Consider the following 25,586-nt stretch of genomic DNA (forward strand, 5'->3'; position numbering starts at 1 on the left):
GCGGTCTACGGCGGGGGCGCGGGACGACGAGCGGTCTCGGGTGTTGACATGTCGGCGGACAACCGGCTGATGCCCGAAGCGCGAGGTGGTCTGCACCGCCGGATCGCGCTGGAGACGCCGGAGCACGTCCGGCTCGAATATCAGCTCGCGGATCTGGGATCGCGGGCGGCCGCCCTCGCCCTCGATCTGGCGATCATCGTGACGACGATTCTGTTGGTGGCCCTCGTCCTGAGGTTCACGGGGGCGCTCGGGGGCGCGGGTGCGGGAATCGGGATAGCCGTCCTCTACATCGTCCTCTTCTTCGCCACCTGGGGGTATTTCCTCTTCTTCGAAGCCGTGTGGGACGGACGCACGCCGGGGAAACGGGCGCTGGGGCTGCGCGTGCTGCACGACGGCGGTGAGCCGCTCTCCTTCCAGGGGTCCGTCCTCCGCAACCTGATCCGCTTCGTCGATCTGCAGCCGGGCGTGACGGGGATGGCGGGAGCCGCGACGATCCTGTTCAACCGCCGCGCGCAGCGGTTGGGGGACCTTGTGGCGGGCACGATCGTGGTCCGGGACAGCGGGGGCGGAGAGATGTTCGGGGACGAGGTCGAGGTTTCGGGCCGGCCCACCCGCCCGACGCTCTCCCCCGAACAGTTCGAGCTGCTGGCGGGATACATGGCGCGCCGGGAGGGACTGGAGCCCGGGGTGCGGGCCCGGGTCGCGAGTTCCGTCTGGGGTGCCCTTCGCGAATCGGTCGGCGGGGATCTCGCCGAATCGGAGGCGGATCCCGACGCGAGGCTCGCCCATGTGCACGGGGCGGAGGCGCCGCGGCACGCAGCGCGCCGAGGAGGGGCGAGTCTGCAGGCGGCGGCGATGGCTCGGGAGCGGCGGGAGGCGTGGGAGGCGTACACCGCGCTGGTGGAGAAAGGGCGCGCCCGCGGCCTGGGGGCGCTCACCGAGGAGGAGATCCGGGCCTTCGGCCGCCTCTACCGCGGCGTCACGGCGGACCTGGCTCGCGCCCGAACCTACGGCGCCTCGCCGGCGATGATGGAGGCGGTGGAGCGGTGGGCCGGCTCGGGGCACAACCTCCTCTACCGGGCGAAGGGGCGGGCGGCGGTCCCGCTCGGGCGCTGGGTCGCCCGCGAGTTCCCGCGGGCGGTGCGGCGCCACCGCTGGCCTGTGCTGCTGGCCGCGCTCCTGCTCTTCGGTCCCATGCTGGCCTCGTACGGCGCCGTCCGTGACGTGCCGGCGCGGGCGCGGGCGATCATGCCGCCCGGGATGCTGGCCCGGGCCGAGAACACGGCGCGCGGGGATCCCGACGCCGCCTACCTCCAAGTCGAAGGGAGCGGGATGCCGGCGCTCTCGTCGATGGTCATGACGAACAACGTCGGCGTCACCTTCACCGCCTTCGCCGGCGGCTTGCTGGCCGGGGTGGGCACCGTGCTCATCCTCGTCTTCAACGGGGTCCTCCTGGGCGCGGCCTTCGGGCTGTACGCGAACAACGAGGTGCTCGGGGTGATTCTCGCCTTCGTGTTTCCGCATGGCGTGATGGAACTCACCGCCATCTGCCTGGCGGGCGGGGCGGGACTGGGTCTCGGGTCCGCGCTCCTCGTCCCGGGGCGGCGGACCCGCCGCGAGGCGCTGAGGGAACGTGGGCGTGAGTTCCTCTCCCTGCTGGGCGGCGCGGTGCTGCTGCTCCTCGTGGCCGGGCTGGTCGAGGGCTTCTACTCGCCTTCCGGACTGCCCGCGGTGGCGAAGTTCGCATTCGGCGGCGGCACGGCGGTCCTTCTCGCCGTCTACTTCGGGTTCGCGGGTCGCAAGGTCAGAGCAGTCCCCGCTCCTTGATTTCGACGTATTTGTCGAGGGTGCGGACGAGCGCGTCTCCCGGCGGCGTGTCCACCACCAGGATCCCGGACTGGCGCATGACCTGCAGCGTCGTGGCCCGCGCCTGGACGAGTTCCTCGGCCGCCGCTCGGTGGAAGGCCTCGGAGGGCGTCGGCGCCGGGCGCGCCGCGGCTTTCTCCAGGGCGGGGTTGCGGATCGCGACGGCCAGCGGGAGGTGGGCGCGCCCGATCCTCGTGAGCGAGGTCACGAGGGCCTTCGAGACGGCCTCGTCGATCACGTCGCAGAACAGGATGACGAGCGCCCGCTTGCGGAACGTCCGCGCGAGCGTCGCGAAGGCCAGGGGATAGTTCGGTTCGACGGGCCGCGTCTCCACGCCGGCGAAGATCCGGGCCAGCGCGCCGGGGTCGGCGCGACGGGGCGGCGAGACGTGCCGGATGCGGTCGTCGAACACCATGGCCCCGATGCGGTCGCCGAAATTCCTGGCCCGAGTGGCGAGCATCATGCCCGCCGCGAGGGCGAAGTCGACCCGCTCCCGGTCCTCCAGCCGCTCGCGCATGTGGCGGCCCGCATCGATCGCGAGCACGATGTTCTGGCTCCGCTCCGCCTCGTAGTTGCGCACCACGAAACGCCGGCGCCGGGCCGATGCCTTCCAGTCGATGATGCGGGGGTCGTCCCCCTCGGCGTAGTCGCGCAGGCTCTCGAACTCGCGCCCCTCGCCCCACTGCCGGCTGCGGCGGGCCCCCGCCGTCCGCAGTCCCCAGCGGAGTGCATGGCCGCTCCGGTCGCGCAGCAGCCTCCGGATGCCCGGCTGCACCTGCAGCGTGTCGGCGGCCTCGATGGTGGAACGCCGCCACGCGAACCCCCACGGCGACCGGGTCCGCAGGTGGATCGCGCCCAAAGCGAGAAACCCCCGCGTTCGGGGCCGTACCTCGTAGCTGCAGCGGATGGTCGAGTCGGCGGGGAGATGCAGCCGCACCCCGTCTTCCCATTCATCGGTATCGCCGGGGTCGGGGAGCCGCCGCAGGCTGGGGTCGAGGTCGTCCGTGAGCCGGAGCGTGAGGGCGCGACGGGTGGGGTTCGAGACGTCGATCGAGACTTCCGTGACTTCGCCGAGCGCGGCGATGCGCGGGACCAGCCGAGAGGCGGAGGGCAACGGGGTCCGACGCCCGTCGAGCCAGGCCACGAGGAGGATGATCGCGTCCACCGCCAACCCGCCCCCCGCGGAGACCAGGAAGAGGAACGACGCCAGCCCCAGCAGCCACAGCGTTCGGCCGCCGGGGATGAGGACGACGGGCGCTATCGGGGCGCCTCGAGCTTCTCGAGGAGCGCCTGCAGTTCGTCGTCCGAGGAACGCCCCTCGACCTCCGCCTCCGCCGTCAGCACGACGCGGTGCCGGAGCACGGGGAAGGAGAGCGACTTCACGTCGTCCGGGGTGACGAAGTCCCGGCTGCACAGGTACGCCTCGGCCCGGGCGGCCTGGAAGAGGGCGACGCCGGCCCGGGGGCTCGCGCCGAGGGCGAAGGCCGCGTCCTGGCGCGTCGCCCGCACGATGTCGGTCACGTAACGCCGGACCCGTTCGTCCATGTGGACCCGGTTCACCGCGTCGCGGGCCGCGAGCAGCGTCTCGCGTGCGAGCGCCTCGCCCATGGGATAGGTCGACTCGTCGTCCGCCCGGAACCCCGCCTCGTGGCGGTCGAGGATCGCGCGCTCCGCGTCTTCCGGCGGGTAGTCGATCACGATCTTCATCAGGAAGCGGTCCACCTGCGCTTCGGGTAGGGGGTAGGTCCCCTCGTATTCCACCGGGTTCTGGGTCGCGAACACCGTGAACGGCGCGGGCAGGGGCCGGGTCGTACCGTCGACCGTGACCTGCCGCTCCTCCATCGCCTCGAGCAGCGCCGCCTGCGTCTTGGGCGGCGCCCGGTTGATCTCGTCGGCCAGGAGGAGATCGGTGAACACGGGCCCCGGACGATAGCGGAAGTTCCCCTGCGCCTCGTCGAGGACGCTCACGCCGACGAGATCGGTCGGCATGAGGTCGGGGGTGAACTGGACGCGGCCGAAGTCGAGTCCGAGTCCCCTGGAGAGCGCCCGCACGGAGAGGGTCTTGGCCGTTCCCGGCACGCCCTCGAGGAGCGCGTGGCCCCGGGCCAGAAGAGTGATCACGAGCTGTCTGAGTACGACCTGCTGGCCGAGGATGACCTGCTCGATGTCGCCGAGCAGGCGCAGCGCCGCGTCGGGCGTCGTCATGGTGTGGGTCTCTTCGCGAGGTGGTCGTCGATGCCGGCGGCGATCATGGTCAGGTCCACCGGATCGGCGCGCAAGCCGTGCCGGATGTTCGCCAGCGAGGGGTGCGCTCCGCGCCGGGCCTCCAATTCCCGGACCAGCGCCTCGGCCTCGGACAGGTCGCGCGGGGGCGGGCGGCGCGCGGTGCGGGCCAGGCGCGCCAACAGGAGGAGGGCGGCCGTGCGTGCGGCGCCCGCCTTCTCATACAGGTCGCCGAGGGCCGAGACGTGCTCGAGCGGAGATCGCCGCTCCCGGTCCGGAGGGGCCACGCGCGACATCGGCGACCCGAAACGAAGCCCCGCGCACACGAGGGCCAGGAAGGCGGCGGCGAGCACGTGGAGCAGCGTCCGCCCGCGGGAGGTGCCGAGGACGAAGCCGGCCCAGCGCCGCGCGGTGCTGTCGTAGCCGCGGATCCCCTGATGGAACTCGTCGAAGAACACCGTATCGGCCGGGGTCGTATGGGTCAGCAGAGCGCGGATCACGAGGGCCGCCAGCGGGTCTTCCGCGACGAACCCGTTGGAGAGCGCCGCGTCATCGCTCAGGACGAGGACGCGCCCTTCGCCGAGCCGAATGAGACCGGCGCCGACCCACCTCCCCTCTTCCCCCGACCCCGTCGTGAGGAGGTTCTCCCGGAAGGGGACCCCTGCCTGCGCCGTGCCGTCCGGGGTCTCGGTCAGGGGGCGAAGCGCGCGGCGGGGCGCGCGGGGCGGAGGCAGCCCCTGCGTCAGGGGATGAGAGACCCACTCCGGATCCTCGACATCGCCCGGCCCGGGCAGACGGAAGGCGATGCCCAGCGAGTCCATCAGCGGCGTCACTCTCAGCGCCCCGTAGACGGTCGGGAAGAGGACTGGCGCGTACACGAGCGTGCCCCCGGCGCGAACCCGCTCCAGCAGCGTGTGCACCTCGGCGGGGCTGGGGACGACCGGCGGCGAGAGGAGGACGAGCGCCCCCGGCACAGGTTCCGCGTCTGCGAGCGGCGTGATGCGGGGCGCCGTGGGGCGTCCCAGACGGGCGATGCCCCGGGCGAGTGCGGCCACCCCGTCGGGCGTCGTCCGGAAGAGACTGCGCTTGACGTCCGTCGCGGCACGGCCCTCGGGACGGGCGAGGAAGGCGGCGAGCCCGGCACCCAGCGCGATCGCGATAACCCAAAAGACGGTCCTGGCCCGATCCCGTTTCACCCGCCGTCAGCCTCCGAGGGTACGTCCGGGCCCGGACACCCCGCATCTCGCGCCAGGGTTGCCAGATCCGCGTACCCGCCAGACGTCGGCGCCTCCTCACCGAAGGAGAGACGCTGGAAGGAACGGATGAATCGCGTGCCGGCTCCGGCTCCCCCCTCTCCGCCGCGCCGCTCCCGACCGATCTCCAGAGCGTAGTCACCGGGCGTCTTCGAGGGGTGGAACGCCAGCGTTCCCATCTCGTCCAGCGACAGGAGGAAGCCCTGATAGAGTGCGCTCGCGGCGGGCCGGAAATCCCCTTCGCCAGCCCTTGAGCGTGCGAGCTGGAGCCACTCGCCCGCGGAACGGGGCGTGTGGCCGGCGCCCCCGCCTCCGTCGTCCTCCCCGGACGCTCCGCCCACCCAGCCCGGGACATGCCGGAACGCCAGGACGCCGAGCGCCACGAGGGCGGCCAGAGGGACGAGGATCGCGAGGACGGTCATGAGGCCGCTGCCATCGTCGAACAGGAGCTGGCGCAACCATTCCCAGGCCTCGCCGATCGCCTCGCCGATCCACTGAATGATCCGCTGCCGCAACGGCAGGGCCGCCGTCACGAAGTCCGACTCGGCGAGGACCTCGCGCAGAACGGCGGACATCTCGTCCGGCGAGGGGAGCGGGTCGGCCGGAGGCTCCTGCCCGCGGAACGGCGTGGCGGACCAGGCGAATCGGGTCAAGGGCCGTCCGTCGTCATCGCGGCCGCGGTCGTCTCGAGGTCGGACGCCTCCAGACGCACTCTCCGGTCGTGGTGGAGGAAGAAGACGGTTGCCACACCGAACGGTGCGGTGAGGGCTCCGATCAGCAGGTCAATGGTGTTTTGCAGGGCCAGCCGTCCGCCCCCCATGGTCCCGACCGTGTCCGGCGAGGTGAACATGTCGAAGCCTCCGGACAGAGCGAACATGCCGAAGGAGGGGGCGTTCTGGATGATGAATGCCACGAGCATGATACCGACGACCCGGAGCCGCGCGCCGCGGGCGAGTTGAAAAGAGCGGCGAAGGGAGGCCGACGCGGACCGCCCCTCGATCAGGACGGCCGGCAGGATCGCAAAGGTGCTCGAGAACCACAGCGTGAAGATGAGAAGGATGGCGGCGAGGCTCGCGGGCACGAGGACCCCGAGCGTCAGCGCCAGGCTGCCGGACAGCGCCCCTGCGATCCCGAGTATCATGGCCAACATCATGATCACGAAGCCGAGGATACCCACGAGCAGCATGGCCAGCAGGTATCCCCCGGCGGCGCTCGGGAAGGGGCGGATGACACCGCGGTAGGCGCTCTCCAGAGACACCGGGGCGTCCTCCAGGCGGGCGCGCATCGCGACCGCCACCGCGAGCGTCCCGATCCAGGCCGCGGCGTTCGCGAGGATGAGGAGGAGGCTGTCGAATCCGACCCCCCCGAAGTCCGGATTCCCGGCGGCGTTGACGCCGGTGCCCGGCGTCCCCAGAGCCAGCATCATCGCGTAGCCCGGCAGCGCTCCCACAAGGGCGATGAGGAAGTAGAGGCCGAAGTCACGCCGGTAGAACTGGATGGCGCCGTCGAGAATCTCACCGAACCCCAGCGGTCTCTGCGGTATGACCGTCATTCCGGCACTCTCCATTCGTCGGATTGCCCGCTCAGATTGCCCGGTGCCACGGAAGCGCCAGCACGCGCTCCGTGAGCCAGTACGTGTCCCGGCCCCCGTGGATGATGACCCCCGCGGGAACCGCCTCGCCATAGTCTCGCATGAAGGTAGTCAGGTGGCGGGCATCCGCTACGCGGAGGTGCTGGCGGCTCTTCACCTCCACCGGAATCAGTGCGCGCGGCGTTTCGAGGACGAAGTCCACTTCGGCGCCCTTGCTGGTCCGCCAGAACAGGATGTTGGGTCGGTGCGTCCGAATCTCCCGCCACGCGAAGAGATCGCCCGCGATGAGATTCTCCAGATGCCCCCCCGTCGGCTCGATGCCGCCCGCCAGGTGTAGCGCGAGTCCGGGATCGCTCCAGTACAGTCTCGGCTGCTTCACGAGTCGCTTGTTCCGATTGACGGCGTAGGACTCGACCCTCAGCAGCTGATACGAGACCTCCAGAAGGTCGAGGTACCGTTGCGCCGTCGTCGAGGGAATCCCGGCATCTCTCGCCAGATTGGCCTGGTTCGAGAGGCCGCCGAGTCGAAGGGCCGTCGCCCGCGCGAGCCGCAGAAATCCCGTGAGGTTCTCGATCGCCGCGAGTTGTCGCAGATCACGTTCGAGGTAGGTGCGCAGGTAGGCCTCGAACCAGGCGGCACGGTCCGCTTCGGAGGCGAGGTTCAGCGCCGGAAACGGGTATCCGCCGCGACGGGCGAGGTCCTTCCACGTCTCCGGATTTCGCGCGGTCGAGTGCCCGGAGGGAGGACCGGAGGGCACCGCAGCGGCGCCACCGGCCAGGGCGTCGATCCAGTCCCTGGGCGGCTCATCGAGGAAGACATTCCAGCGTCCCGCCGAGCCGCCGCCCGCCGCCTCCCCCCGCGTCATCGGCCAGAGCGTGACGTACACGGCTCGGCCCGCGAGCGTCTCCGCGACGCCCTTCATCAGGTCGAGGTTCGCGGATCCCGTGAGGAGAAAGCGGCCCGGAGTCCGGTCCGCGTCCACAGCCCGCTTGATCGCGAGCAGCAGTTCCGGAGCACGCTGGATCTCATCGAGCGTCAGACGGGGCGCACGCTGAAGAAGCGCGTCGGGCTCGCGCCGGGCCTGATCCAGTACGCCGTAGTTATCCAGGGTCACGTAGGTCCGCCCGGCGCCCTCCAACTCCCGGGCGAGGGTGCTCTTCCCGGTCTGGCGCGCTCCGGTCACGACGACCACCGGGAAGGCTTCCAGCCTTGCCCGCAGCGTGGCCTCGAGAATCCGCGGCAGATACGGAGCGGGTCTCACGGGATTCACCATCCTCCAGGGTACATCACACCCATGGTGTGGGCTATTATAACCCAGATAATGGGTTATTTGTGTCTCTCACGCAAGAATCGAAGCTGCGGTCCGTTGGTCCTCGTCAGCCCCAGTTTTCGTGGCGCCCGGAGCCGCTGCACCACACGTTGACGTGGACGCGAATCACCCGGAGGGGCCGTGTACCAGACGTGCATGTTCTGCAAGAAACCACTGGGGTCCAACGAGGTCGTCGAGAGCTTCCCCGTGGGACGCAGACTCGCCTTCGACGCGGCGAAAGGTCGGCTATGGGTCGTGTGCCGGAAGTGCCTGCGGTGGAATCTCACGCCGCTGGAAGAGCGCTGGGAGGCCGTGGAAACGTGCGAACGTCTGTTCCGCGCCACGCCTCTGCGCGCCCCCACCGACCACGTCGGCCTCGCCCGCCATCGCGAGGGTCTCGAACTGGTCCGCATCGGGAAGCCGCCGCGCGGAGAGTTTGCGGCATGGCGCTACGGCGACCAGTTCCGGCGCAGGATGCGGAACGTGGGGTTCACCCTTGCGGGTGGTTTCGCCGCCAATTTGGTGTTCGCGAATCTGCCGGGCGCTCTGGTCATCGGTGGCACCTGGGTCGTCCTTGCCTGGTCCACGATCCGCACTGCGGCGAAGGTCCGGGTCGAGGGCGAAGGGACGACTGGCGAGGCGCCGGTCGAACCGGGGACGGTCGTCAAGTTCAAGCACACGAACATTCGCTCGATCCGCATGCTCCCCGCCGAACACGAACCCGGGTTCACGGTCGACATCCGCCAGGGGATAGAGGGAATCCAGAGGATGCGGACCGCGTCGTTCGCCGGCGAGGACGCGCGCCGGGTCGCGGCGGCGGTGTTGCCGGTGCTCAACGCGAATGGGGGCATGCGGCGGACCGTCCAGGCCGCCGTGGCCGAAATCGAGGCGCAGGGTCACCCGAGCCGCTACGTCGCCCAGACCGTGAGAGGCAACCCGGATGTCGACCGGGAAAGCCCCCCGGGCCTCGTCACGAACATGCGCAAGCCGACGCGACTCGCGTTGGAGATGGCGCTGCACGAGGAGCAGGAACGGCGCGCGCTCGAAGGCGAGCTATGGGTGCTGGAGCAGGCGTGGCGCGAGGCGGAGGAGATCGCCGCGATCGCGGACAAACTGCTCCTCCCGGCGGGGACCGACGCCTTCTTCGAGAGGTACGGGGCTACTCCAGGATCCGATCGCCGATGAGGTAGGTCGCGGTCTCCCACTCGTCCAGCGGCGCCGTCCAGTCGCGGTCGCGGATGCGGCGCAGGTAGGTGATCTGGGCCAGGTGGTACAGGTAGTGCTGGGCGATGTGGATCACGGTGTCGCCCATGCGTGACGTCGCGTCGCCGTCGAGCGACGTGCGCTCGGCGAACAGGTCGGCATCGTCGTCCAGAGCGTGCAGTTCGGCGATGATCTGCTCCTGGATCGTGCGCATGCGGGCGGCGATCTCCTCGACCGGGCCGGGGGCGTCCTCCTGGATGGCGGGGACGATGCCGAGGCGCTTGAGGAACCAGATGTCGACCCGGTACATGTGGCGGCAGATCTTTCCGATCCCGCGCATCCCGTCCGCGGGCTGCCAGTCGAGGTCCTCCCGGGAGATTCCGTCGAGGACCGTGAACAGCGGCCGCCGGGCGGCTTCGAGGATCTCGATCGTCTGCGTGATCTTCCGCTTCATCTCCTGGGGGCTCCTTCGCCGGTCAGCGTTTGGGTGATGAACTCGACCGCGCGCGGGATGGCGCCGGTCAGGGACAGAAAGTCGTGCCCGCCCCCCTCGTAGATGAAGGCCTCGAAGTCGGGCGAGGCGCGCCCGAGCGCCTCCATGGTCCGGATCAGGGACTCGGCCTGGGACACGGGAACCGTGAAGTCCGCGGTCCCGTGGTGCAGCTGTACCGCGGGGAGGTCGGCGGCGAACAGAACGGACGATCGCCGGACGAGCCCGAGACGCGCCTCGGGAATGGAGATGCCGCCCCGGACGAGGGGTTTGATCAGCGTGGAGTCGAGGTGGATGAGGCCCGGCAGATCCCAGGGGCCGTCCAGCGCCGTCTTCCAGGCGATCACCCGGATCCAGTCATCGAAGAAATCCGTGGGACCGAAGAACGCGACGATGCGGTCGACCCGTGGGTCGCGGACTCCGGCGAGGAGCGCGACGCCGGCCCCGCGGCTGCCGCCGAGGATGCTGAACGTGCCCGGCCTGGCCTCCGGCGTGGACTCGAAGGCGACGTTCACGAGGGCGAGGGCATCGTCGATGTCCTGGTCCCAGTGGCCGGAGGGACCCTCGGACACCCAGGTGCGGCCTCCGTACCGGAGCGGCTCGCTGCGGAACGAGGGGACCACGTACATGAAGCGGGTGCTCAGTTCGCCCAGCGAGAGGGCGACGAACTGGAGGTCGTCTACCGACACGCCCGAGTCGCCCCCGTGGGCGTACATGAGCACGGGCAGGCTCTCGGGTTCCGCGCCGGCGGGCACGATGATCGCCCCGAAGTGGCGTACCCCGGCCACGACGTGGGAGACGATCCGGAGCGTGGCCGTCGAGGGGCCCAGCGCCATCTCCTCGGTGAGTTCGACGGACACCTGGGCCGCCGATACGTCGCGGCCGGCCCAGTCGGCGCGCACGACCTCGACCTCCGCTGCCGAGGCCGGCGCGAACAGCGCGTCCAGTTCCGCCTCGAGATCGATCGCTTCGGCGCCGACCGTGACCGAAGACGCACCGGCGGAGACCGTCAGCGTCTGACGGCCGAGGGCGGAGGACCCCAGGGTCCACGTCGTCACCGCCTCGCCGTTCCCGTCCGATGCGGTCGAGATGGGGTCCGCGCTCCCGTTCCCGGGGGCCGGAGTGAAGGAGACGGTGACGCCGGCGGCGGCACGACCCGACGCATCGTGCACGCGGACGACGATCGGCTCGGCCGGCGGGCGGCCCCCGATGGCGCGCTGGTCTCCGCCCGACACGAGGACGACGGTCGCCGATCCGCCCCCCGGCGGCGTGAGCGTGTCGGCGTCCCCGCACCCGGCCAGTGCGGTCAGGGCGAGGAGTGCGCTCGTGCGCCCAATGGCGAATCGTCCTCGGCTCATGCCGGACCTCCGACCGTTCCGGGCCCGCCGCCCGGCCTCAATCGGACACGCGCGCCGCCAGCCGAAGCCGGCCACGCGAGTTGGGCGATCTCTCCCTGGTCGATCCGTTCGAACCCGCGCTCGGACCGGGCCAGCGTGACGATGCGCTCCCTCGACTCCGCGGCGGCGGGCGCCGCCTGCACGCGTCCCGGATGCGCGAGCGGAAGCCGGCAGACGATCGCCGCCTCCGCGGGGAGACCGGCTTCGCTCCAGTCGAGGGTCGCGTCGATGCGCCCGTCGTCGTGGATGTCGAGCATCTTCTCGAGTCGTGGCGCCCCGGTTTCGGAAACGCACCGAAGGCGGACCCTCCCTCCTCCGATCGCGGGGTCGTCCGCAAGCCGGAATGGGTGGAGGCGCCAGTCCGCCAGCACGGTTCCGTCGGGGCCGGCCTGATCCACCGCGACCTCCTGCATCAGCGCGAGCGGCGCCTCGTCCGGGGTGGGCGGAGGGGGTGCCCCCGAATGCCGATCGTGGACCGAGGCGATGCCGCTGGCCTGGGCTGCCTCCTCCGAGCCAACCGGATCGTCGCCGTCGGTCGCCGTTGCGCCCTCGGCGGACGACGGCGCCGGGTCGTCAGGGTCCCGATGGTAGGCCTCCAGGCGGCGTGACAGCACATCGGCGTAGTTCACGGCGTCCCCGAAGACGGTGAGGATCTCGATCGCGCCGCCCCGCGTGGGGCTGATCACGATGGAACTCCGGGATGAGTGAATCCAGATCTCGTCATGGCCGTCAAAGTCGAAGTCGAGGAGTTCGCACGCGATCTCTTCACCCTCCCGCAGGTGCCGTTCGGCCGCGGCCAGCTCGCGCCAGATCGCCTGCCTCAGGTGGGGAAGGTAGACGCCGCCGAACACCCCGTGCCAATACGCGTCGTTGCACTGCGCACGCGCGATGGCCCTCCGGGCCTCCTCGGGATCTCCGCGGTCGCGGCACAGACGAGAGAGGTGCAGCGCCGTCTTGTGCATGCGGTTCGACTCGGGATACTTGCGCAGGAAGCCCGTCCAGTGACCACCGCGCACGAGCGGGCCGACACCCGTTTCGTCGCGGCGGCTCCCGGCGCCAGCGGCGGTACCGGCCGTTCCGGGAGTGTCGGCCGCGAGCCGCTCCAGCCGGAGTGCGGCGGGGCGGGGCAGTGTCCACTCCTCCATCTCCCGGTACGATCCGGGCGCCGGATAGACGAGTCCGCCGCCTGGGGCCCGCGCCGCCTCGCGGGTCGTGATCAGTTCCACTTCGTCTCCGCGCCGGAGGTCGTCGAGCGCCTCCAGGAACGCTTCCAGCCAGCCGCCGTCGTATACCCACGCGCGGGTCCCCGGCCAGCCTCCGAACTTCTCCCCGTCGTCTCCGAGGACGAGCTGATGGCGGCCGTCCCGCCCCCGGGCCGCGAAGAACTCCACGATTTCCGCCACGGGCCGGAACGGGATCAGATAGCGCAGATCCTCATCGATCGGGAGCAACTTGAGAGAGTGTCCGCCGTGCTCCGTCGTGAACGCCCGATCCAGCTCCGCCTGCTCCAGCCCGCAGGCGAGGAAGTGCCGGTCGTCGAGCAGCGTGTACTCGATCCCCGCGCGGGACAGATCGGCGGCGAGGTCGGGCTCCCACACGCGTTCCGTCAGCCAGAGTCCGCATGCCTCGACCCCGAACCGGGAACGGAGATCGGCGCGCATCCATTCGACCTGCTCGAGACGGTCGCGAGGGGGGAGCGCCGCGAGGATGGGCTCGTAGCGACCGGAGGCGAGGAGTTCGATCCGCCCGTCCGCGGCACGGGTGCCGATTTCGTCCAGGAAGTCCGGGGCGTGGCGCGCGAGCCAGTCGAGCAGCGGGCCCGAGATGTGCAGCGTGATCGGGTACGCCCCCCGCTCATGGATCGCCCTGAGGAGCGGCCGGTACACACCCTCCAGGTGATCCTCGAACACGGGGTCGAAGTTGCCCACCGGCTGGTGGAGATGGATCGCGAACGCGAACCGGAGGGGAGGAGGCGTCATCCGCTCGACGCGCCGTCCTGCGTCGGCCTGACGCCGTCCCCCGCGTTCCCGGTCGACACGGGAGAGCCGTCGCCGAACTCGCGGGCATAGACGCCCGCGGCGGTCCCGATCCCGCGATCGTTTGCAGGGGCCGCCGCCAGATCCTCGACGAACGTCCGTTCGAGTTCCGCCGCGCGTGTCGGGGCGAGCGTAGCGAGGCGGTCCAGCGCGTGCGCCGCGTAGCCGAGGACCTGGATCGGTTCGATCCCCGTCACGTCGTCGAAGAACCACGCGCACGACGTGAACATCGCGGCCCGGTCCCGGACCACTTCGAGAAGGGCGAGCGCTTCCTCATCCGACTCGGTCGCGGAGACATCCCGCGCGAAAGCCCCCAGCCCCTCAGGCTCGCCCAGGACGCCGCCCAGCTCGGTCACGGCCCGTTGAGGCTCCGACAGCCGTCCGGGCGCGAGAGCTTCGTACGCGTCATCGAGGTCCGTGGCGAGGTGCTCGAGCGCCGCGCGCAGGGGTCCCCGCCAGCGCTGCTGCGATTCGAGGTGCGGCGCCATCCTGCAGCCGCAGTCGGAGCGCCAGCGCTCGACGCCGTGCGCGCAACTCCAGGAACTGGGTTCCCGCAGCGTCAGTGCGGGAAGCTCGCCGGCCCGGGCCAGCGCGGAGGCGAAGTTCTCGAGCCGCAGCGCCCGGCTGCCGCGCGCGCGGGTGATCACCCGCATCAGCCTGCGATCCGCCCCCCGGTGGTGGTGCCCGAACGTCTCGCCGTCCGTCGCCAGCGCGACGAGGCCCCCGCCGCCTCCGGTCGCCGCGCGCAACGCCTCGAACCAGGCGTCGCGGCCGTCGAGCAGCGCCCCGAACGCGACGCCGTGCGAGAGTCCCCCGTCATAGACGACGACCGAGATCTCGCGTCCTCCGCCGAGCCGGACCCTCCCGACTCCGCCCGCCGGCGGGTCCACGACCTGGTGCGGGGCCAGGATCGTGAACGGGATCTCCGCCGCCGCCAGCACCTCGAGCGTGGCCGTGTCGACCGCGGTTTCCGGCAGCCACATTCCCGCTGCGGGTCGCCCGAAGCGCCGCTCGAAGTCGCGCAACCCCCAGCGCACCTCGGTCTCCTTCTCGCGGCGGCTGGCGAGCGGCAGGATGATGTGGTGATAGGGCTGGGCGACGGCGTTCCCGTGACCCAGGCGCGCGCGGCTCGCGCGGTCGCCCAGCACGAACCCGTCGTGGACCTGCGGGTGTTCGCGTTCGAGCCAGCGGGCGAGGGTCGGGCCGAGATCGAAGCTCAGCCACTCGAACGCGCCCGCCGCGGCAAGGGGCGCGTAGCACTCGGCGGTGATGCGCTCGTTCCAGTTTTCGAACGGGGCCGCCGTCGGTTCGGGGCGGGTCCGCCCCGTCCACGGGTCTTCGCGCGGCGGCTGGTAGAAGTGGCCGTGGAGAACGACCGCCGTCGGCTCCGCCGCGGTCACCGGGACCGCGTGCGCCTCAGGCGTCGGGGGCATGCGCGGCCAGCGCGCGACGGTAGACATCGAGGTAGCGGGCGGCGCTGCTCGCCCAGCCGAAGTCGCGCGACATCGCCTCGATCATGTGCTCGGCCCACGCTTCCCGACTTCCCGCGTAGGCCGCAACGGCCCGGCCCAGCGCGACCTCGAGGTCCTCCGCCGTATACCCGTCGAAGAGAAAGCCGGTCATCTGGTCCTCGATCGTGTCGGCCAGACCCCCGACGCGGCGGGCCACGGGGATCGCCCCGTAGCGCTGCGCCCGCATCTGCGTGAGGCCGCACGGTTCGTACAGCGACGGCATCAGCAGAAGGTCGGCGCCCGCGAGCAGGCGGTGCTCCTTGGGCTCGCTGAACTCCGTATCCACGGCGATGCGCTCGGGGTGCCGCTCCGCGATGTCCCGGAGCGCTTCCTCGTAGCGCGCCTCGCCGGCCCCGAGGAAGATGAACTGCCCCTCGGCCCGCTCGAGGAGGCCGCCGTCGAGCAGCAGGTCGAGTCCCTTCTGGGTGACGAGGCGCGCCGTCATCCCGTACAGGGGCTCGCGCGGATATTCGGGCAGCGAATACTCCCGCTGCAGCGCCCGCTTGCACGCCGCCTTCCCGCCGAGATCGGACCGGGAGAAGGTCGCTTCGATCTGCGGGTCCACCGCGGGATCCCACACGTCGAGATCGACCCCGTTCAGGATCCCCAGAAAGCGGTCTCCCATCTCGATGAACGAGCCGTGCAGGCCGAACCCTCCCGCCGTCGTCCGCAACTCGTGCGCGTGCGTGGGACTCACCGTGGTCGCGTAGTCCGCGAACACGAGGCCGCCCTTGAGCAGGTTCAGGTGGCCGTAGAACTCCATGCGCCGCCAGTGGAAGACCTCACGCGGGAGTCCTATCTCCGCGAGGACCTCGGGCCGCTGGAGCCCCTGGTAGCCCGCGTTGTGGACCGAGAGGACGGCCGCCATGCGGTCGTGCACCTCCCGGCCGGCGAACCTCGTCCGCAGGTAGACGGGCGCCAGCGCCGCGTGCCAGTCGTGCGCGTGGACGACGACCGGCACGTTGGCGAGTTCGGGCAGGATCTCGAGCGCGGCGAGATTGAAGAGCGCGAACCGGAGCGGGTTGTCTCCGTAGTCCTCCCCGTCCTCACCGTAGATCCCTCCGCGGTCGAAGAAGCCCGGATGGTCGACGAAGAGGACCCGCGGGTTCCGGCGCGGACCGGCGTGCTGGAGGATCGATACCTCCTCCACGCGCCGCCCCACGCGCACCCGGAAGATGTCCGTGATCGGCTCGAGGTCCGGACAGGCCTCGCGCACCGACCGGTACAGCGGCATGAACACCGTGACGGGGGTGCCCTGGGCCGCCTGGAAGGTGGCGATACCGCGCGCCGCCTCCGCCAGCCCGCCGGTGCGCGCGTACGGCCAGTACTCGGCCACGAGGTGGACGACGGCGAGTTCCTCCGGGCTTCGCACTCCGGAGGTCGCGCGCGTCGGCGTCGTGGTCGGCTTGGCGATCACAGGTGTCGGGCTCATACTTCTTCATGAGACGTGCGGCGGCTCCGGGCAGGAACCTGCCGCGGCCGCCACGGGCTACAAGGGACGGCGCTCCGACTCGAAGCCGAATGCGCCACGATGAGGTGGCAGATCGAACCGAAAAAATCTAGCGGCCCGCGCGAACCTCTCAAAACCCCGACGCGTGACGCTTCGTTCCCTCTCGCCGCCGCCGATCTCGAGTCCTTCCACGCAGGCCGGGAATCGGCGCTCCATGACATGCTCGGCGCGCACCCCTGCGAGCGCGAGGGGGTCGCCGGTACGCGCTTCGCCGTGTGGGCTCCGCGCGCCCGGGCCGTGGCCCTCGTGGGCTCCTTCAACGAGTGGGAAACGGGGCGGGATCCCATGTTCCCCGTCGGGGGCGCCGGCGTGTGGGAACTCTTCCTCCCCGGCGTGGGCCCCGGCGAACTGTACAAGTTCCAGGTGTACTCCGGCACCGACGACGCGCCGCTCGCGGTCGAGAAGACGGATCCCATGGGACGCGCCGCCGAGCTGAGACCTGGCACCGCGTCCCGGATCGTCTCGAGTGAGCCGTACGCCTGGGCGGACGCCGACTGGCTCGAGAGCAGGCCGGAGCGCGCGGCTCCCGGCACTCCGATCTCGATCTACGAAGCACACCTCGGTTCCTGGCGCCGGGAGCCGGACGGGTCGTGGCTCGGCTACCGGGCCCTCGCGGACGCGTTGCTCCGGTATGTCGCCGACCTCGGGTTCACGCACGTCGAACTGCTCCCGATCACGGAGCACCCCTACGACGCGAGCTGGGGCTATCAGACGAGCGGCTACTTCGCCCCCTCCTCCCGCCATGGGGCGCCGGAAGACTTCGCGTACTTCGTCGATGAGGCGCACCGGCTCGGGCTGGGGGTCGTCCTCGACTGGGTCCCGGGACACTTCGCGCCGGACCTTCCCGGGCTGCGGACCTTCGACGGCGCCCCGCTCTACGAGATGGGGGAGGAGCCGCGGGCGGTTCATCCCGACTGGGGCACGCTCGTCTTCGACCACGGTCGGCCGGAGGTCGTCTCCTTCCTCCTCTCCAGCGCGCGCTACTGGATCGAGCGCTTCCACGTGGACGGGCTGCGCGTCGATGCGGTGGCCTCGATGCTCCATCTCGACTACTCGCGCGAGGCGGGGCAGTGGGAGCCCAACGAGGCGGGAGGACGGGAGAACCTCGGCGCCATCGCCTTCCTCAGGGCTCTGGCGGACATGGTCCATGACCGCTTTCCCGGCGTCCTCCTCTTCGCCGAGGAGAGCAGCGCCTGGCCGGGGGTGACGGCGCCGACGGACGAGGGGGGGCTGGGGTTCGACTTCAAGTGGAACATGGGGTGGATGAACGACACGCTCCGCGTCCTGGGCGCCCCGCCGGAGCGGCGACCCGCGCTCCACGAGCGATTGACCTTCTCGCTCCACTATGCCCACGGAGAACGGTATCTCCTTCCTCTGTCGCATGATGAGGTCGTCCACCTAAAGCGTCCTCTCATGGAGAAGATGCCGGGTTCGGATGAGGAAAAGTTCGCCGGCCTCCGGCTCCTCCTCGGCTACATGTGGACCCATCCCGGGGCGAAGCTCCTGTTCATGGGGGGAGAGATCGGGGCGCGACGGGAATGGGACGAGGCGGGGTCGATCGACTGGACGCTGCTCAATGAGCCCCCGTACCAGGGGATCCTCCGCTGGGTGCGCGCGCTGAACCAACTCTACGTCCGCGAACCGGCACTGCACGCGCTGGACCATGCCCCGGAGGGGTTCGAGTGGCTGGACGTACACGACGCCCGGCACAGCGTGCTGAGCTACGTACGCTGGCGCCCTGACTGGGAGGACTTCGTCGTCGTGGTGGCCAATTTCTCGGCGACGGCCTGGCCGGAGTACCGGGTCGCCCTGCCCGCCGCCGGCACCTACCGGGTGCTCCTCGACAGCGGCGACCCCGCGTTCGGAGGAGGCGGCCGCACGCAGCTGCCCGAGTCTGCGGAGGAGGTCGATTACCTGAAGCGCCCGGCCGCGCTCACAGTCGACCTGCCGCCGCTCGGCTTCCTCGTCCTCCAGCGGATCGCGACGTACAGCGCAACGGGCACGGGCTGAACGCCCGCCGAGCGCGCCAGCTGTGGCAGGAAAGCGACGAGTACGGCTCGATTAACGCCGCCACGCCTCGCTGTCCGGTATCCCGCGGCTGAATAGCACCTCGAGGCCCGGTACGGGCGAGGCGGCGGCGACCGCGTCTGCCCGGGTCACGGTCGTCGTCGGCAAATCGTGCAGGATGCCACGCACCGTCCCCGTTCGCGGGTCGCGGAGGATCGCCGCCGGCCGGTCGGTTTCCCCATCGAGCGTGACCGATCCGCCGGATCCCGAAAGCGTGATGCTCGCGAGGTCGCGCCCCCACCCCGGTCGCACGGGGAGCACGAAGGCGAACCCGGAACTGCCGTCGCCGTCGGCCACCTCGGGCATGTCGAATCCGAAAGAGAACAGCTCGTCGCCGGCGGCGGAGTGTCCGGAGAGCTGGTACGCACCGCCCGAGCGTGGCAAGTCCGGCGGTGCATCGACCAGGAAGGCCGGTGCGAGGAACGGCACGCTGTCCGCGCCCACACCGCCCCAAAGGAGGAGCGCATTCGTCCGCCGAGCGCGATCCGGGAGCCCCACGCTGTCCGCTTCGCTCAGACGGAAGCGGAGCGCGTTGGCGAAGTGGTAGTCGCTGATCCCGTTGGGCGGCCCGCAGTACGACATCACGTCCGGTGTGGAGGGCTGCACCAACCGGCCGCCGCCGCGGAAGTCGTACCCCCAGGTCCCGATCGATCCGTTGGCGTAGGGGAACGAAGGGTCGGGGCCGCCGGGGTAACCGCACGGCGCGTGGCGGAGATTCAGGTTGTGACCGAGCTCGTGCGCTATGGTACCCGGGATGGGCAGCGAAAAGCTCGACCGCCCGGGGAGCTTGGCGACTCCGAGGCCCCCGGTCACCGGCCGCACCATCATGCCCTTGTAGTAGCCGGCCCCACCTTCCAGCGCCCGAATGACGCTGGTTTGGTTGAGCACCGCACGCGTGCTGTTGGTCGAGGTCAGCACTGGCTCGTGCGCCGTGACCGCCAGATCGCCGATCGGCAGCAGCGCGCGCGTGTCCCCGAACATTTCGTGGTTCTCTGGGTCCGCTGCCATCTCCCTGACGAGGTCCACGATCGACGAATCCTGCGTCTCGCTCCAGATGAAGGGGATCAGCGTCAGGTCGAACAGCGGCATGGCCCGGACCTCTACCGCAAGCCGCCCCGTGTCCGGGATCCGCGTCGCAACCCCCAGGCTCGGATCCAGTGTCCCGTCCGGGTCGACCTCGATCACTACCTCGAGCCTCGACTGAACGACATGGCCCGGAATCCCGGCGTTGGCGGACTTCGAGAGATCGCTCTCGTCCACCGTGGTCGGGATGGGCTCGGACCGGGGCGGAATGTCCTCCACGTGCGTCTCCGTGCCGTCCCGGTAGAACCGGGCCCGGACCGCCGGAATCCCTTGGCTGGTGGTCCGGCTCGCCGTCGGGAACACACGCAACAGCGCTTTCCTGCCCGCCACCAGCGGGACGGGGAACTCACGTGACTGCACCGCCTGGGTCAGGTACGCGGCCGGCAGGTCTCCCTCGACGCAGGGGGCGATCCGGCGCTTGTAAATCCCGGCCAGCCACACCTGGAACCCGGGGTCTGACGGCGCGCACAGGCGCGTGCCCGCGGCCAGGAGCACGTCGAGCCGCTGAAGCGCCGCCATCTCGATTGGAAACGGCCCCGCCATGGACCGGTTGTTCGAGAGGGACATCTCCTGCAGGCTCGCCATGCCGCCAAACTCGCGGGGCACGGGGCCCATCAGCTTGTTGTCGTCGACGACCAGGTGCTCCAGCATCGAAAGGTCGCCGAGTTGTCGCGGGAGCAGGCCCGTCAGCTCGTTGCGGCGGAGGTCCAAATACGTCAGCGAGGAGAGGTTGCCGAGTTCGGCGGGGATCGCTCCGGAAAGGGCATTGTCGCGCAGGGACAGGACCTTCAGGGTGGCGACGTAGCCGAGTCCCGGCGGGATCGCGCCCGTCAGGGCGTTCCCCCACAGGAGGATCCGCTCGACGCTGGCGAGGCGGCCTAGTTTGCGCGGGATCGGACCGCTCAGATCGTTACCATGCAACTCCAGCCACGTCAGGTTGGAGAGACTCCCGAGTGCGGGCGGGATGGTTCCCGTCAGGTTGTTGCCCCACAGTTCCAGTCGCTTCAGGCCGGAGATGTTGCCGAGTTCGGCGGGGATCGGGCCTTCGAGTTCGTTCTCGCCGAGCGCCAGCAACTCAAGGCTGGAGAGGTCGCCGAGTTCGGGCGGTATCGCGCCCGTGAGAGCGTTTCGCCCGAGGTCCAGCGTCGTCAGGTCGACGAGGCCGCCGAGTTCCGGAGGAACTCGGTACGACTCGTCCAGAGCGATCCGATGTGGTATCGCATAGTGTACATAAGACGTTGTTAGACAACGTATTGTAGGTCACAACCGAGATCCTATCGTCCCTTGAAGTCCATCGCCATCCGGTGTATTCTTCCCTGTGTAGTGCCGCAATGAGTGATACACCACAAGGAAGGAACCCATGATGAAGCGGCCCAGAACACTCTCCGCCGCGTTCGTGCGGACGGTCAACAGACCCGGCGTCTACGGCGATGGACGCGGAGGCCGAGGACTGAGCCTCCGGGTCCACAGGACACTGGATGGCCGGATCACCAAGACGTGGCGGCAGCGCGTCAGGATCGAAGGCCGCCTGACCTCGATCGGGCTCGGGCCGTATCCCGAGGTGACGCTCGCCGAGGCCCGCCGGAAGGCACTGGACAACAGCCGGGGTGTCCGCTTGGGCCAGGACCCGCGCGGACGCGGCGTTCCGACGTTCGCCGCGGCCGCCAAGCGGACCATCGAACTGCACCGCGACGCTTGGAAGGCCGGGAGTCCCTTGCCCGCGCAGTGGGCGTCCACGTTCCGCCTCCATGCCGCCCCGCTCCTCGACAAGCCGGTGGACCGGATCACGAGCGCCGACGTGCTCCGGTGCCTCGCGCCGGTCTGGAACTCGAAGCCCGCCGCCGCACGCAAGGCCCGGCACCGGATCAATGCCGTCTTCCGCTGGTGCATCGGCCGGAACTACCGGGCGGACAACCCGATGGACCGGGCGGTCGAGGCGCTGCCGAAGGCGAACGGCTACGCGCCGACCCACCATCGAGCGCTGCCGCACGGAGAGGTCGCGGCGGCGCTCCGGGCGGTCCGCCGGACCACCGACACGCACCCGGCGGCGGTTCTGTGCGTTGAACTGATCGTGCTGACCGCCGTGCGTCCCGGTGAGGCGCGGGGCGCTCGCTGGGACGAGATCGACATGGACTCGGGCGTTTGGACGATCCCGGCGGCGAGGATGAAGGCGGGCCGCGAGTTCGCGGTCCCGCTCAGCACGGGCGCGCTCGACGTGCTTCGGCGGGCGCGCAAGCTGTCGGGCGGGTCTCCGCTGGTGTTTCCGTCCCGGACGGGCGCGCCGCTGCCGAGGAAGGCGCCGCTACGGGTGCTCAAGCGCGCCGGGGTGGCCTCGACGCTCCACGGGTTCCGGTCGAGTGCCCGGTCGTGGATGGCCGAGTCCGGGGTCCCCGCAGAGGTCGCCGAAGCCTGCCTTGCCCATGTGCCGAGGAGCCGGGTCGTTCAGGCGTACCAGCGCTCGGACCTGCTGGAAAGGCGCGCCGAAGTCCTTCAGGACTGGAACGACTACGTCACGTAGCGCCGAACTCGGCGCAGGGATCCCAGGGCCTCCAGGTTGGGGCGATGGGGGTGCCGTTGGCGGAGGCCGGTTCGCCTTCCGGACGGCGCTGGAACCCCTTGGACATCGCCTTTTCAGCGGCTGTTGACACCGCCCGAAACGGTCCCCTGACTTCACGTCATGGCGATTCCGACGACCCCGGATTCCGCGCTTCGGCGGACGGTTTTGCCCGCTATGGCGGGAGAGCCAGCCCACCCTTTGGGGCCACGCTTCGCGAGTCCCCGGCAGGGGCTGGCGGGGGGCCGTGCCCCCTCTGACCCCCGTGACGGAAACGGCGCGCCGTGAGCGCCGGACGCGCCGTCTGGGTGAAGGTCCGCGCCACCGAGGCGGAGCGTGCCGAGTGGCACGCGAAGGCGCGCTCGGCGGGCCTGACCCTGTCGGATCTGGTGCGCCGGTCGATCGGCCGGGTCCGCACCTGGACCGTGGCGCACGCCGAGGTCGAGCGCGGGCGCACCCGCGAACTGGCGCGCCTTGGGAACAACCTCAACCAGATCGCTCGGTGGGCCAATACACACAAGGAGGCCATCGAGGCCGTCGAGGTGATCGCCCACCTCATCGCCGTCGACCGGGCGCTCAGCGCCCTGGACCCCGCCGAGAGCCCGGACGCGGATGCACATTAAGTTTCTCGCCCGCGGAACCGGCTCGGCGCGGGCCGCGGCCGCGTACCTCCTCGGCGAGCGGGACTCCACCGGAAAGCCGCGCGAAGGCGTCGAGGTTCTTCGGGGCGATCCACACCGGGTGGCGTCGGTCGCGGACACTCTGGGGTTCGAGCACAGGTACACCTCCGGCGTGATCGCGTGGGCGCCGGAGGACGAGCCGACCGACGAACAGATCGGCGCGGTTCTGGACGCCTTCGAGGAGACGGCCTGGGCCGGGCTCGAACCCGACCGCTACGCATGGGCGGCGGTGCTCCACCGCGAGGAGGGCGGCGGTGCCCATGTCCACGTCCTCGCCGCACGATGCCACCTTGAGACCGGACGGAGCCTCAACATTGCCCCTCCGGGCTGGCGCAGCACGTTCGATCCGCTCCGGGACGCCTTCAACCACGAGCACGGCTGGGGCCGTCCAGACGACCCGGCCAGGGCGAGGGTCCAGCAGCCCGGACACCGCGCCTACGTCGAGGCCGCCCAGCTGCGGGCCGGTCTCCGGCTCGAATCCTCGCCCCGCGACCTGCTCCGGGACTACCTGCTCCAGCGCGTCGAGCACGGCGCGGTGAAAGACCGTTTCGATGTCGTCGCCGCGCTCCGGGAGGCGGGCCTTGAAGTGCCGCGCCAAGGCAAGGACTACCTGACCGCGATGGACCCCGAGACCGGAGACCGTTGGCGGCTGAAGGGACGGCTGTACGCCTTTGACTTCCAGCGCGACCGATTTGACCGAGCGGCTGGGCACACGGATCGGGAGCGAACGCCGGGAGACCGGGGAGTTGACCGCGAGCGAGCTCGCGCGGCCCGCCGGGAACTCGCGGCGCGCCGCGAGGAACGCGCCGCGTACCATCGAGCGCGATACGGAGGAGGCGACCGGGCGGATGCGCGCCATGCTGCCGGAGGCTTGGCTCCGGCCGCTGATCGTCGGCCTGAGCCTCTGGCTCGGCATCTTCGGCGGAAGTTGGGCGACGATGCGGTGGCTTTGGACGCGCATCCCAGCCCGGACCGAGACGGCCAACATCAGGGAGGCCCGGCAGACGCTCGCGCGGATGGAGGTGGACACCTGGCGGATCGCACTTCTGAAGATCGAGGGAGAGTAGGCCGTGGTGTTGTCGGCGGGGACGCTGGACAAACCGCCCTGGACTTGGCGCGGACGGCCTGCCGCAAAGCAGTCAAGAGAGTGAGGAAGCTGTATGAACGAGTTGGAACGGCAGTTGACGGCGGCCTTGAAGAGGTTGTCCGCGCAGTCCGAGACGGAACAGCGGCGGCAATCCGAACAGGTCGAAGCCTTGCGGCGGCAAGTCGAGCGGCAGACCGAGGAGAACGGCACCTTGAGGCGGCGAATCGAGCGGCTCGACGAGCAAGTGACGCGCTTGACCGAGTACTACGGGACATCGGTAATTATGTACTTGACGCAGGATAGGGGGGTGGGTAGCATGGTCCATTATGAACTGGAAACTAACTGCGGAACGGGTGGTCACCCTGACAATAGCGTCCGGCGGCGGCATCTTCGTAACCTTCTTGTTGGAGAAGCTATTGCTTGACTCGTGGTCGTGGTGGGGGCATGGGCTGGCGGCAACTGGATGCTTCGCTCTTGCCTATATAATCCATGTTGCCTGGCCCGATGCGAGTCGCTCCGGGGGGGGGGGGACGAAACCGCGTTAGTGGGAGAACGCGAGAAAAGTGGCCAGCCATACGAACTCCACGCATTGCTACGCCAGCACCTGCACCGTCGCGGAGGCGAGGAACGGAGTTCTTGGTTCACGAGATCGTCCGTGGTACGCATGAGGTGGAAGTTCACGGGCAAGCCAACGTACCCAGCGGTACGGGACATAGCTTCCGAGCGACGCTGACGATGCCGGACGACCAAACGTATCTCCCTGCGGGTCGCACGATCGGCTCATTGGGCGACGTGGAACTCGCGGAGGCGGCTTGGAGGAAACACCTCGTTAGCGGCTACTATGATTACATGTGAGCCAGTCGTAGCCGTGGCTGTCACTCGCAGACGACGCCATCCCCGTCGCCGTCCCGCATGTGCTCGTATGCCGGGTGTCCTCGGGACACGGGTGCGATCCCGTGTGCTCGTGCCTCGGCGCAGCTTATCCGTCCGTTCCCGTTGTCGTCGTACAGGGCGAGCGGCGAGCCGGGGGTCGTCACTTGGGGCGGTTCCTGCGTGGGAGGCGGGATCGTGATGGGACCGGGCGCTGCGACGGGGTTCGCGATGACAGGCGTAGCTCCGACCTGTGACGGGTCGGCTTGTGGCCCCGAGGTGAGGAGCACGGTGACGAGGGCAGCGCTGGATGCGCCGGCGATGAACCACGGCAGGTTCGACTTCCAGTCGTTCATAGGTCGCGCTCCTTCATTGGCAAGATTCGGCGTTCACGCGGAGGTACTCGTCGATGAACAGGTCCATGAGTTCGGAGAGCACTTGGCGTACGTAACCCGCGTTGCCGCCATGTGTACCGACAGAGCCCCTCGACCATGTCGCTCCGGTGAGTGTAAGGTTGGAGAAGGGGTCGTAGACAGCCTTGCTGAGAACAACGCGAACGCTAAAAGCAACGCCGACGACATGGACTTGTATGTACAGGCGAGGAACCCCGAGAGCCACTTCATCTCCATGATAGATTCGCGCAGCGCGAAGCCTGCTACGGGCTGTGCGCTGAATCCCATCACGGGTGAGGCCAGTATCGGTCGCGTCGTCGGGAAGTGTCGCGACTGCCAATTGGACACTGGAGCAGCGCGTGAAGAGGCTGAATCGGTCGGCTGCCGCCTCCATATCCTCCTGCGCGCCGCAGGGGGTCGGCAAAAGGAGCAAGGCGAGGGTGGGGAGCATAGCTTTCACCGGG

General features: G+C 69.9%; 21 protein-coding genes and 1 pseudogene. 8 read left to right on the plus strand and 14 right to left on the minus strand.

What is annotated here, in order from left to right:
* The first annotated feature begins 69 nt into the window (after positions 1-69).
* Positions 70-1,827: a stage II sporulation protein M gene (locus ACOOHF_RS12945; RefSeq protein WP_420462016.1), complete on the plus strand. Its 1,758-nt coding sequence runs from the start codon at positions 70-72 to the stop codon at positions 1,825-1,827.
* Here ACOOHF_RS12945 and ACOOHF_RS12950 read toward each other — a convergent pair.
* From ACOOHF_RS12950 to ACOOHF_RS12975, 6 genes are all read right to left on the minus strand, one after another.
* Positions 1,805-3,031, minus strand: coding sequence for a DUF58 domain-containing protein (locus ACOOHF_RS12950; RefSeq protein ID WP_420462017.1), 1,227 nt, complete (start codon positions 3,029-3,031; stop codon positions 1,805-1,807). The genes ACOOHF_RS12945 and ACOOHF_RS12950 overlap by 23 nt on opposite strands.
* Before the next feature lie 92 nt (positions 3,032-3,123).
* A complete protein-coding gene (locus tag ACOOHF_RS12955) occupies positions 3,124-4,071 on the minus strand; it encodes an AAA family ATPase (protein ID WP_420462018.1) in 948 nt (315 codons plus the stop codon).
* Complete coding sequence (locus tag ACOOHF_RS12960; RefSeq protein WP_420462019.1) at positions 4,068-5,285, minus strand: DUF4350 domain-containing protein; 1,218 nt, start codon at positions 5,283-5,285, stop codon at positions 4,068-4,070. Before ACOOHF_RS12960 ends, ACOOHF_RS12955 begins: the two co-directional genes overlap by 4 nt.
* Positions 5,282-5,995 carry a DUF4129 domain-containing protein gene (locus ACOOHF_RS12965; protein ID WP_420462020.1) on the minus strand — a complete coding sequence of 238 codons (714 nt, stop codon included), beginning with the start codon at positions 5,993-5,995 and terminating at the stop codon, positions 5,282-5,284. Before ACOOHF_RS12965 ends, ACOOHF_RS12960 begins: the two co-directional genes overlap by 4 nt.
* Entirely contained in the window at positions 5,992-6,894 is a 903-nt protein-coding gene (locus tag ACOOHF_RS12970) for a hypothetical protein (RefSeq protein WP_420462021.1), read from the minus strand. The genes ACOOHF_RS12965 and ACOOHF_RS12970 overlap by 4 nt, the downstream gene beginning before the upstream one ends.
* A 31-nt stretch (positions 6,895-6,925) precedes the next feature.
* Positions 6,926-8,194: an ATP-binding protein gene (locus ACOOHF_RS12975; protein WP_420462022.1), complete on the minus strand. Its 1,269-nt coding sequence runs from the start codon at positions 8,192-8,194 to the stop codon at positions 6,926-6,928.
* A gap of 189 nt (positions 8,195-8,383) precedes the next feature.
* Between ACOOHF_RS12975 and ACOOHF_RS12980 the strand changes: the two genes are divergently transcribed.
* The gene (locus ACOOHF_RS12980) at positions 8,384-9,427 is read left to right on the plus strand and encodes a hypothetical protein (protein ID WP_420462023.1); all 1,044 of its coding nucleotides are present in this window, start codon (positions 8,384-8,386) and stop codon (positions 9,425-9,427) included.
* Here the strand turns inward: ACOOHF_RS12980 and ACOOHF_RS12985 are convergent.
* The 5 genes from ACOOHF_RS12985 to ACOOHF_RS13005 are packed head-to-tail and all read right to left on the minus strand — an operon-like array spanning position 9,402 to position 16,311.
* A complete protein-coding gene (locus ACOOHF_RS12985; protein WP_420462024.1) occupies positions 9,402-9,899 on the minus strand; it encodes a DinB family protein in 498 nt (165 codons plus the stop codon). The genes ACOOHF_RS12980 and ACOOHF_RS12985 overlap by 26 nt on opposite strands.
* A complete protein-coding gene (locus ACOOHF_RS12990; protein ID WP_420462025.1) occupies positions 9,896-11,293 on the minus strand; it encodes a hypothetical protein in 1,398 nt (465 codons plus the stop codon). Before ACOOHF_RS12990 ends, ACOOHF_RS12985 begins: the two co-directional genes overlap by 4 nt.
* Positions 11,290-13,311 carry an alpha-amylase/4-alpha-glucanotransferase domain-containing protein gene (locus ACOOHF_RS12995; RefSeq protein WP_420462026.1) on the minus strand — a complete coding sequence of 674 codons (2,022 nt, stop codon included), beginning with the start codon at positions 13,309-13,311 and terminating at the stop codon, positions 11,290-11,292. The genes ACOOHF_RS12990 and ACOOHF_RS12995 overlap by 4 nt, the downstream gene beginning before the upstream one ends.
* A complete protein-coding gene (locus ACOOHF_RS13000; protein WP_420462027.1) occupies positions 13,308-14,801 on the minus strand; it encodes a DUF3536 domain-containing protein in 1,494 nt (497 codons plus the stop codon). The genes ACOOHF_RS12995 and ACOOHF_RS13000 overlap by 4 nt, the downstream gene beginning before the upstream one ends.
* The gene (locus ACOOHF_RS13005; RefSeq protein WP_419935276.1) at positions 14,785-16,311 is read right to left on the minus strand and encodes a glycogen synthase; all 1,527 of its coding nucleotides are present in this window, start codon (positions 16,309-16,311) and stop codon (positions 14,785-14,787) included. The genes ACOOHF_RS13000 and ACOOHF_RS13005 overlap by 17 nt, the downstream gene beginning before the upstream one ends.
* Before the next feature lie 99 nt (positions 16,312-16,410).
* Here ACOOHF_RS13005 and glgB point away from each other — a divergent pair, with 99 nt between their 5' ends.
* Positions 16,411-18,399, plus strand: a complete 1,989-nt coding sequence (gene glgB / locus ACOOHF_RS13010; protein WP_420462028.1) for a 1,4-alpha-glucan branching protein GlgB — start codon at positions 16,411-16,413, stop codon at positions 18,397-18,399.
* A gap of 51 nt (positions 18,400-18,450) precedes the next feature.
* Here glgB and ACOOHF_RS13015 read toward each other — a convergent pair whose 3' ends face one another.
* Positions 18,451-20,613, minus strand: coding sequence for a leucine-rich repeat domain-containing protein (locus ACOOHF_RS13015; RefSeq protein ID WP_420462029.1), 2,163 nt, complete (start codon positions 20,611-20,613; stop codon positions 18,451-18,453).
* 289 nt (positions 20,614-20,902) lie between these two features.
* Between ACOOHF_RS13015 and ACOOHF_RS13020 the strand changes: the two genes are divergently transcribed.
* The 5 genes and pseudogenes from ACOOHF_RS13020 (at position 20,903) to ACOOHF_RS13040 (ending at position 24,284) form a co-directional block, all read left to right on the plus strand.
* The gene (locus tag ACOOHF_RS13020; protein WP_420462030.1) at positions 20,903-22,057 is read left to right on the plus strand and encodes a tyrosine-type recombinase/integrase; all 1,155 of its coding nucleotides are present in this window, start codon (positions 20,903-20,905) and stop codon (positions 22,055-22,057) included.
* 320 nt (positions 22,058-22,377) lie between these two features.
* A complete protein-coding gene (locus ACOOHF_RS13025) occupies positions 22,378-22,716 on the plus strand; it encodes a plasmid mobilization protein (RefSeq protein WP_420462031.1) in 339 nt (112 codons plus the stop codon).
* Positions 22,706-23,095 (plus strand): annotated as a pseudogene (locus tag ACOOHF_RS13030) (hypothetical protein); the annotation flags it as partial. The gene ACOOHF_RS13025 and the pseudogene ACOOHF_RS13030, both read left to right, overlap by 11 nt.
* A gap of 424 nt (positions 23,096-23,519) precedes the next feature.
* Positions 23,520-23,840: a hypothetical protein gene (locus ACOOHF_RS13035; RefSeq protein WP_420464407.1), complete on the plus strand. Its 321-nt coding sequence runs from the start codon at positions 23,520-23,522 to the stop codon at positions 23,838-23,840.
* Positions 23,841-23,933: 93 nt separating this feature from the next.
* The gene (locus ACOOHF_RS13040; protein ID WP_420462032.1) at positions 23,934-24,284 is read left to right on the plus strand and encodes an MbeD/MobD family mobilization/exclusion protein; all 351 of its coding nucleotides are present in this window, start codon (positions 23,934-23,936) and stop codon (positions 24,282-24,284) included.
* 451 nt (positions 24,285-24,735) lie between these two features.
* Here the strand turns inward: ACOOHF_RS13040 and ACOOHF_RS13045 are convergent, their stop codons facing one another.
* Complete coding sequence (locus ACOOHF_RS13045) at positions 24,736-25,086, minus strand: excalibur calcium-binding domain-containing protein (protein WP_420462033.1); 351 nt, start codon at positions 25,084-25,086, stop codon at positions 24,736-24,738.
* 13 nt (positions 25,087-25,099) lie between these two features.
* The gene (locus ACOOHF_RS13050; RefSeq protein WP_420462034.1) at positions 25,100-25,582 is read right to left on the minus strand and encodes a hypothetical protein; all 483 of its coding nucleotides are present in this window, start codon (positions 25,580-25,582) and stop codon (positions 25,100-25,102) included.
* Positions 25,583-25,586 lie beyond the last annotated feature (4 nt).

Origin of the sequence: Candidatus Palauibacter sp. (genome assembly GCF_965216145.1) — a bacterium.
In the GTDB taxonomy this organism is placed as follows: Bacteria; Gemmatimonadota; Gemmatimonadetes; order Palauibacterales; family Palauibacteraceae; genus Palauibacter.

Bases quoted from the DNA above. Each gene is read 5' to 3' on its own strand.
- ACOOHF_RS12945 (WP_420462016.1), top strand. From the start codon at position 70: ATGCCCGAAGCGCGAGGTGGTCTGCACCGCCGGATCGCGCTGGAGACG.
- ACOOHF_RS12955 (WP_420462018.1), bottom strand. From the start codon at position 4,071: ATGACGACGCCCGACGCGGCGCTGCGCCTGCTCGGCGACATCGAGCAG.
- ACOOHF_RS12970 (WP_420462021.1), bottom strand. From the start codon at position 6,894: ATGACGGTCATACCGCAGAGACCGCTGGGGTTCGGTGAGATTCTCGAC.
- ACOOHF_RS12985 (WP_420462024.1), bottom strand. From the start codon at position 9,899: ATGAAGCGGAAGATCACGCAGACGATCGAGATCCTCGAAGCCGCCCGG.
- ACOOHF_RS12990 (WP_420462025.1), bottom strand. From the start codon at position 11,293: ATGAGCCGAGGACGATTCGCCATTGGGCGCACGAGCGCACTCCTCGCC.
- ACOOHF_RS12995 (WP_420462026.1), bottom strand. From the start codon at position 13,311: ATGACGCCTCCTCCCCTCCGGTTCGCGTTCGCGATCCATCTCCACCAG.
- ACOOHF_RS13000 (WP_420462027.1), bottom strand. From the start codon at position 14,801: ATGCCCCCGACGCCTGAGGCGCACGCGGTCCCGGTGACCGCGGCGGAG.
- ACOOHF_RS13005 (WP_419935276.1), bottom strand. From the start codon at position 16,311: ATGAGCCCGACACCTGTGATCGCCAAGCCGACCACGACGCCGACGCGC.
- glgB (WP_420462028.1), top strand. From the start codon at position 16,411: ATGAGGTGGCAGATCGAACCGAAAAAATCTAGCGGCCCGCGCGAACCT.
- ACOOHF_RS13020 (WP_420462030.1), top strand. From the start codon at position 20,903: ATGAAGCGGCCCAGAACACTCTCCGCCGCGTTCGTGCGGACGGTCAAC.
- ACOOHF_RS13040 (WP_420462032.1), top strand. From the start codon at position 23,934: ATGAACGAGTTGGAACGGCAGTTGACGGCGGCCTTGAAGAGGTTGTCC.
- ACOOHF_RS13045 (WP_420462033.1), bottom strand. From the start codon at position 25,086: ATGAACGACTGGAAGTCGAACCTGCCGTGGTTCATCGCCGGCGCATCC.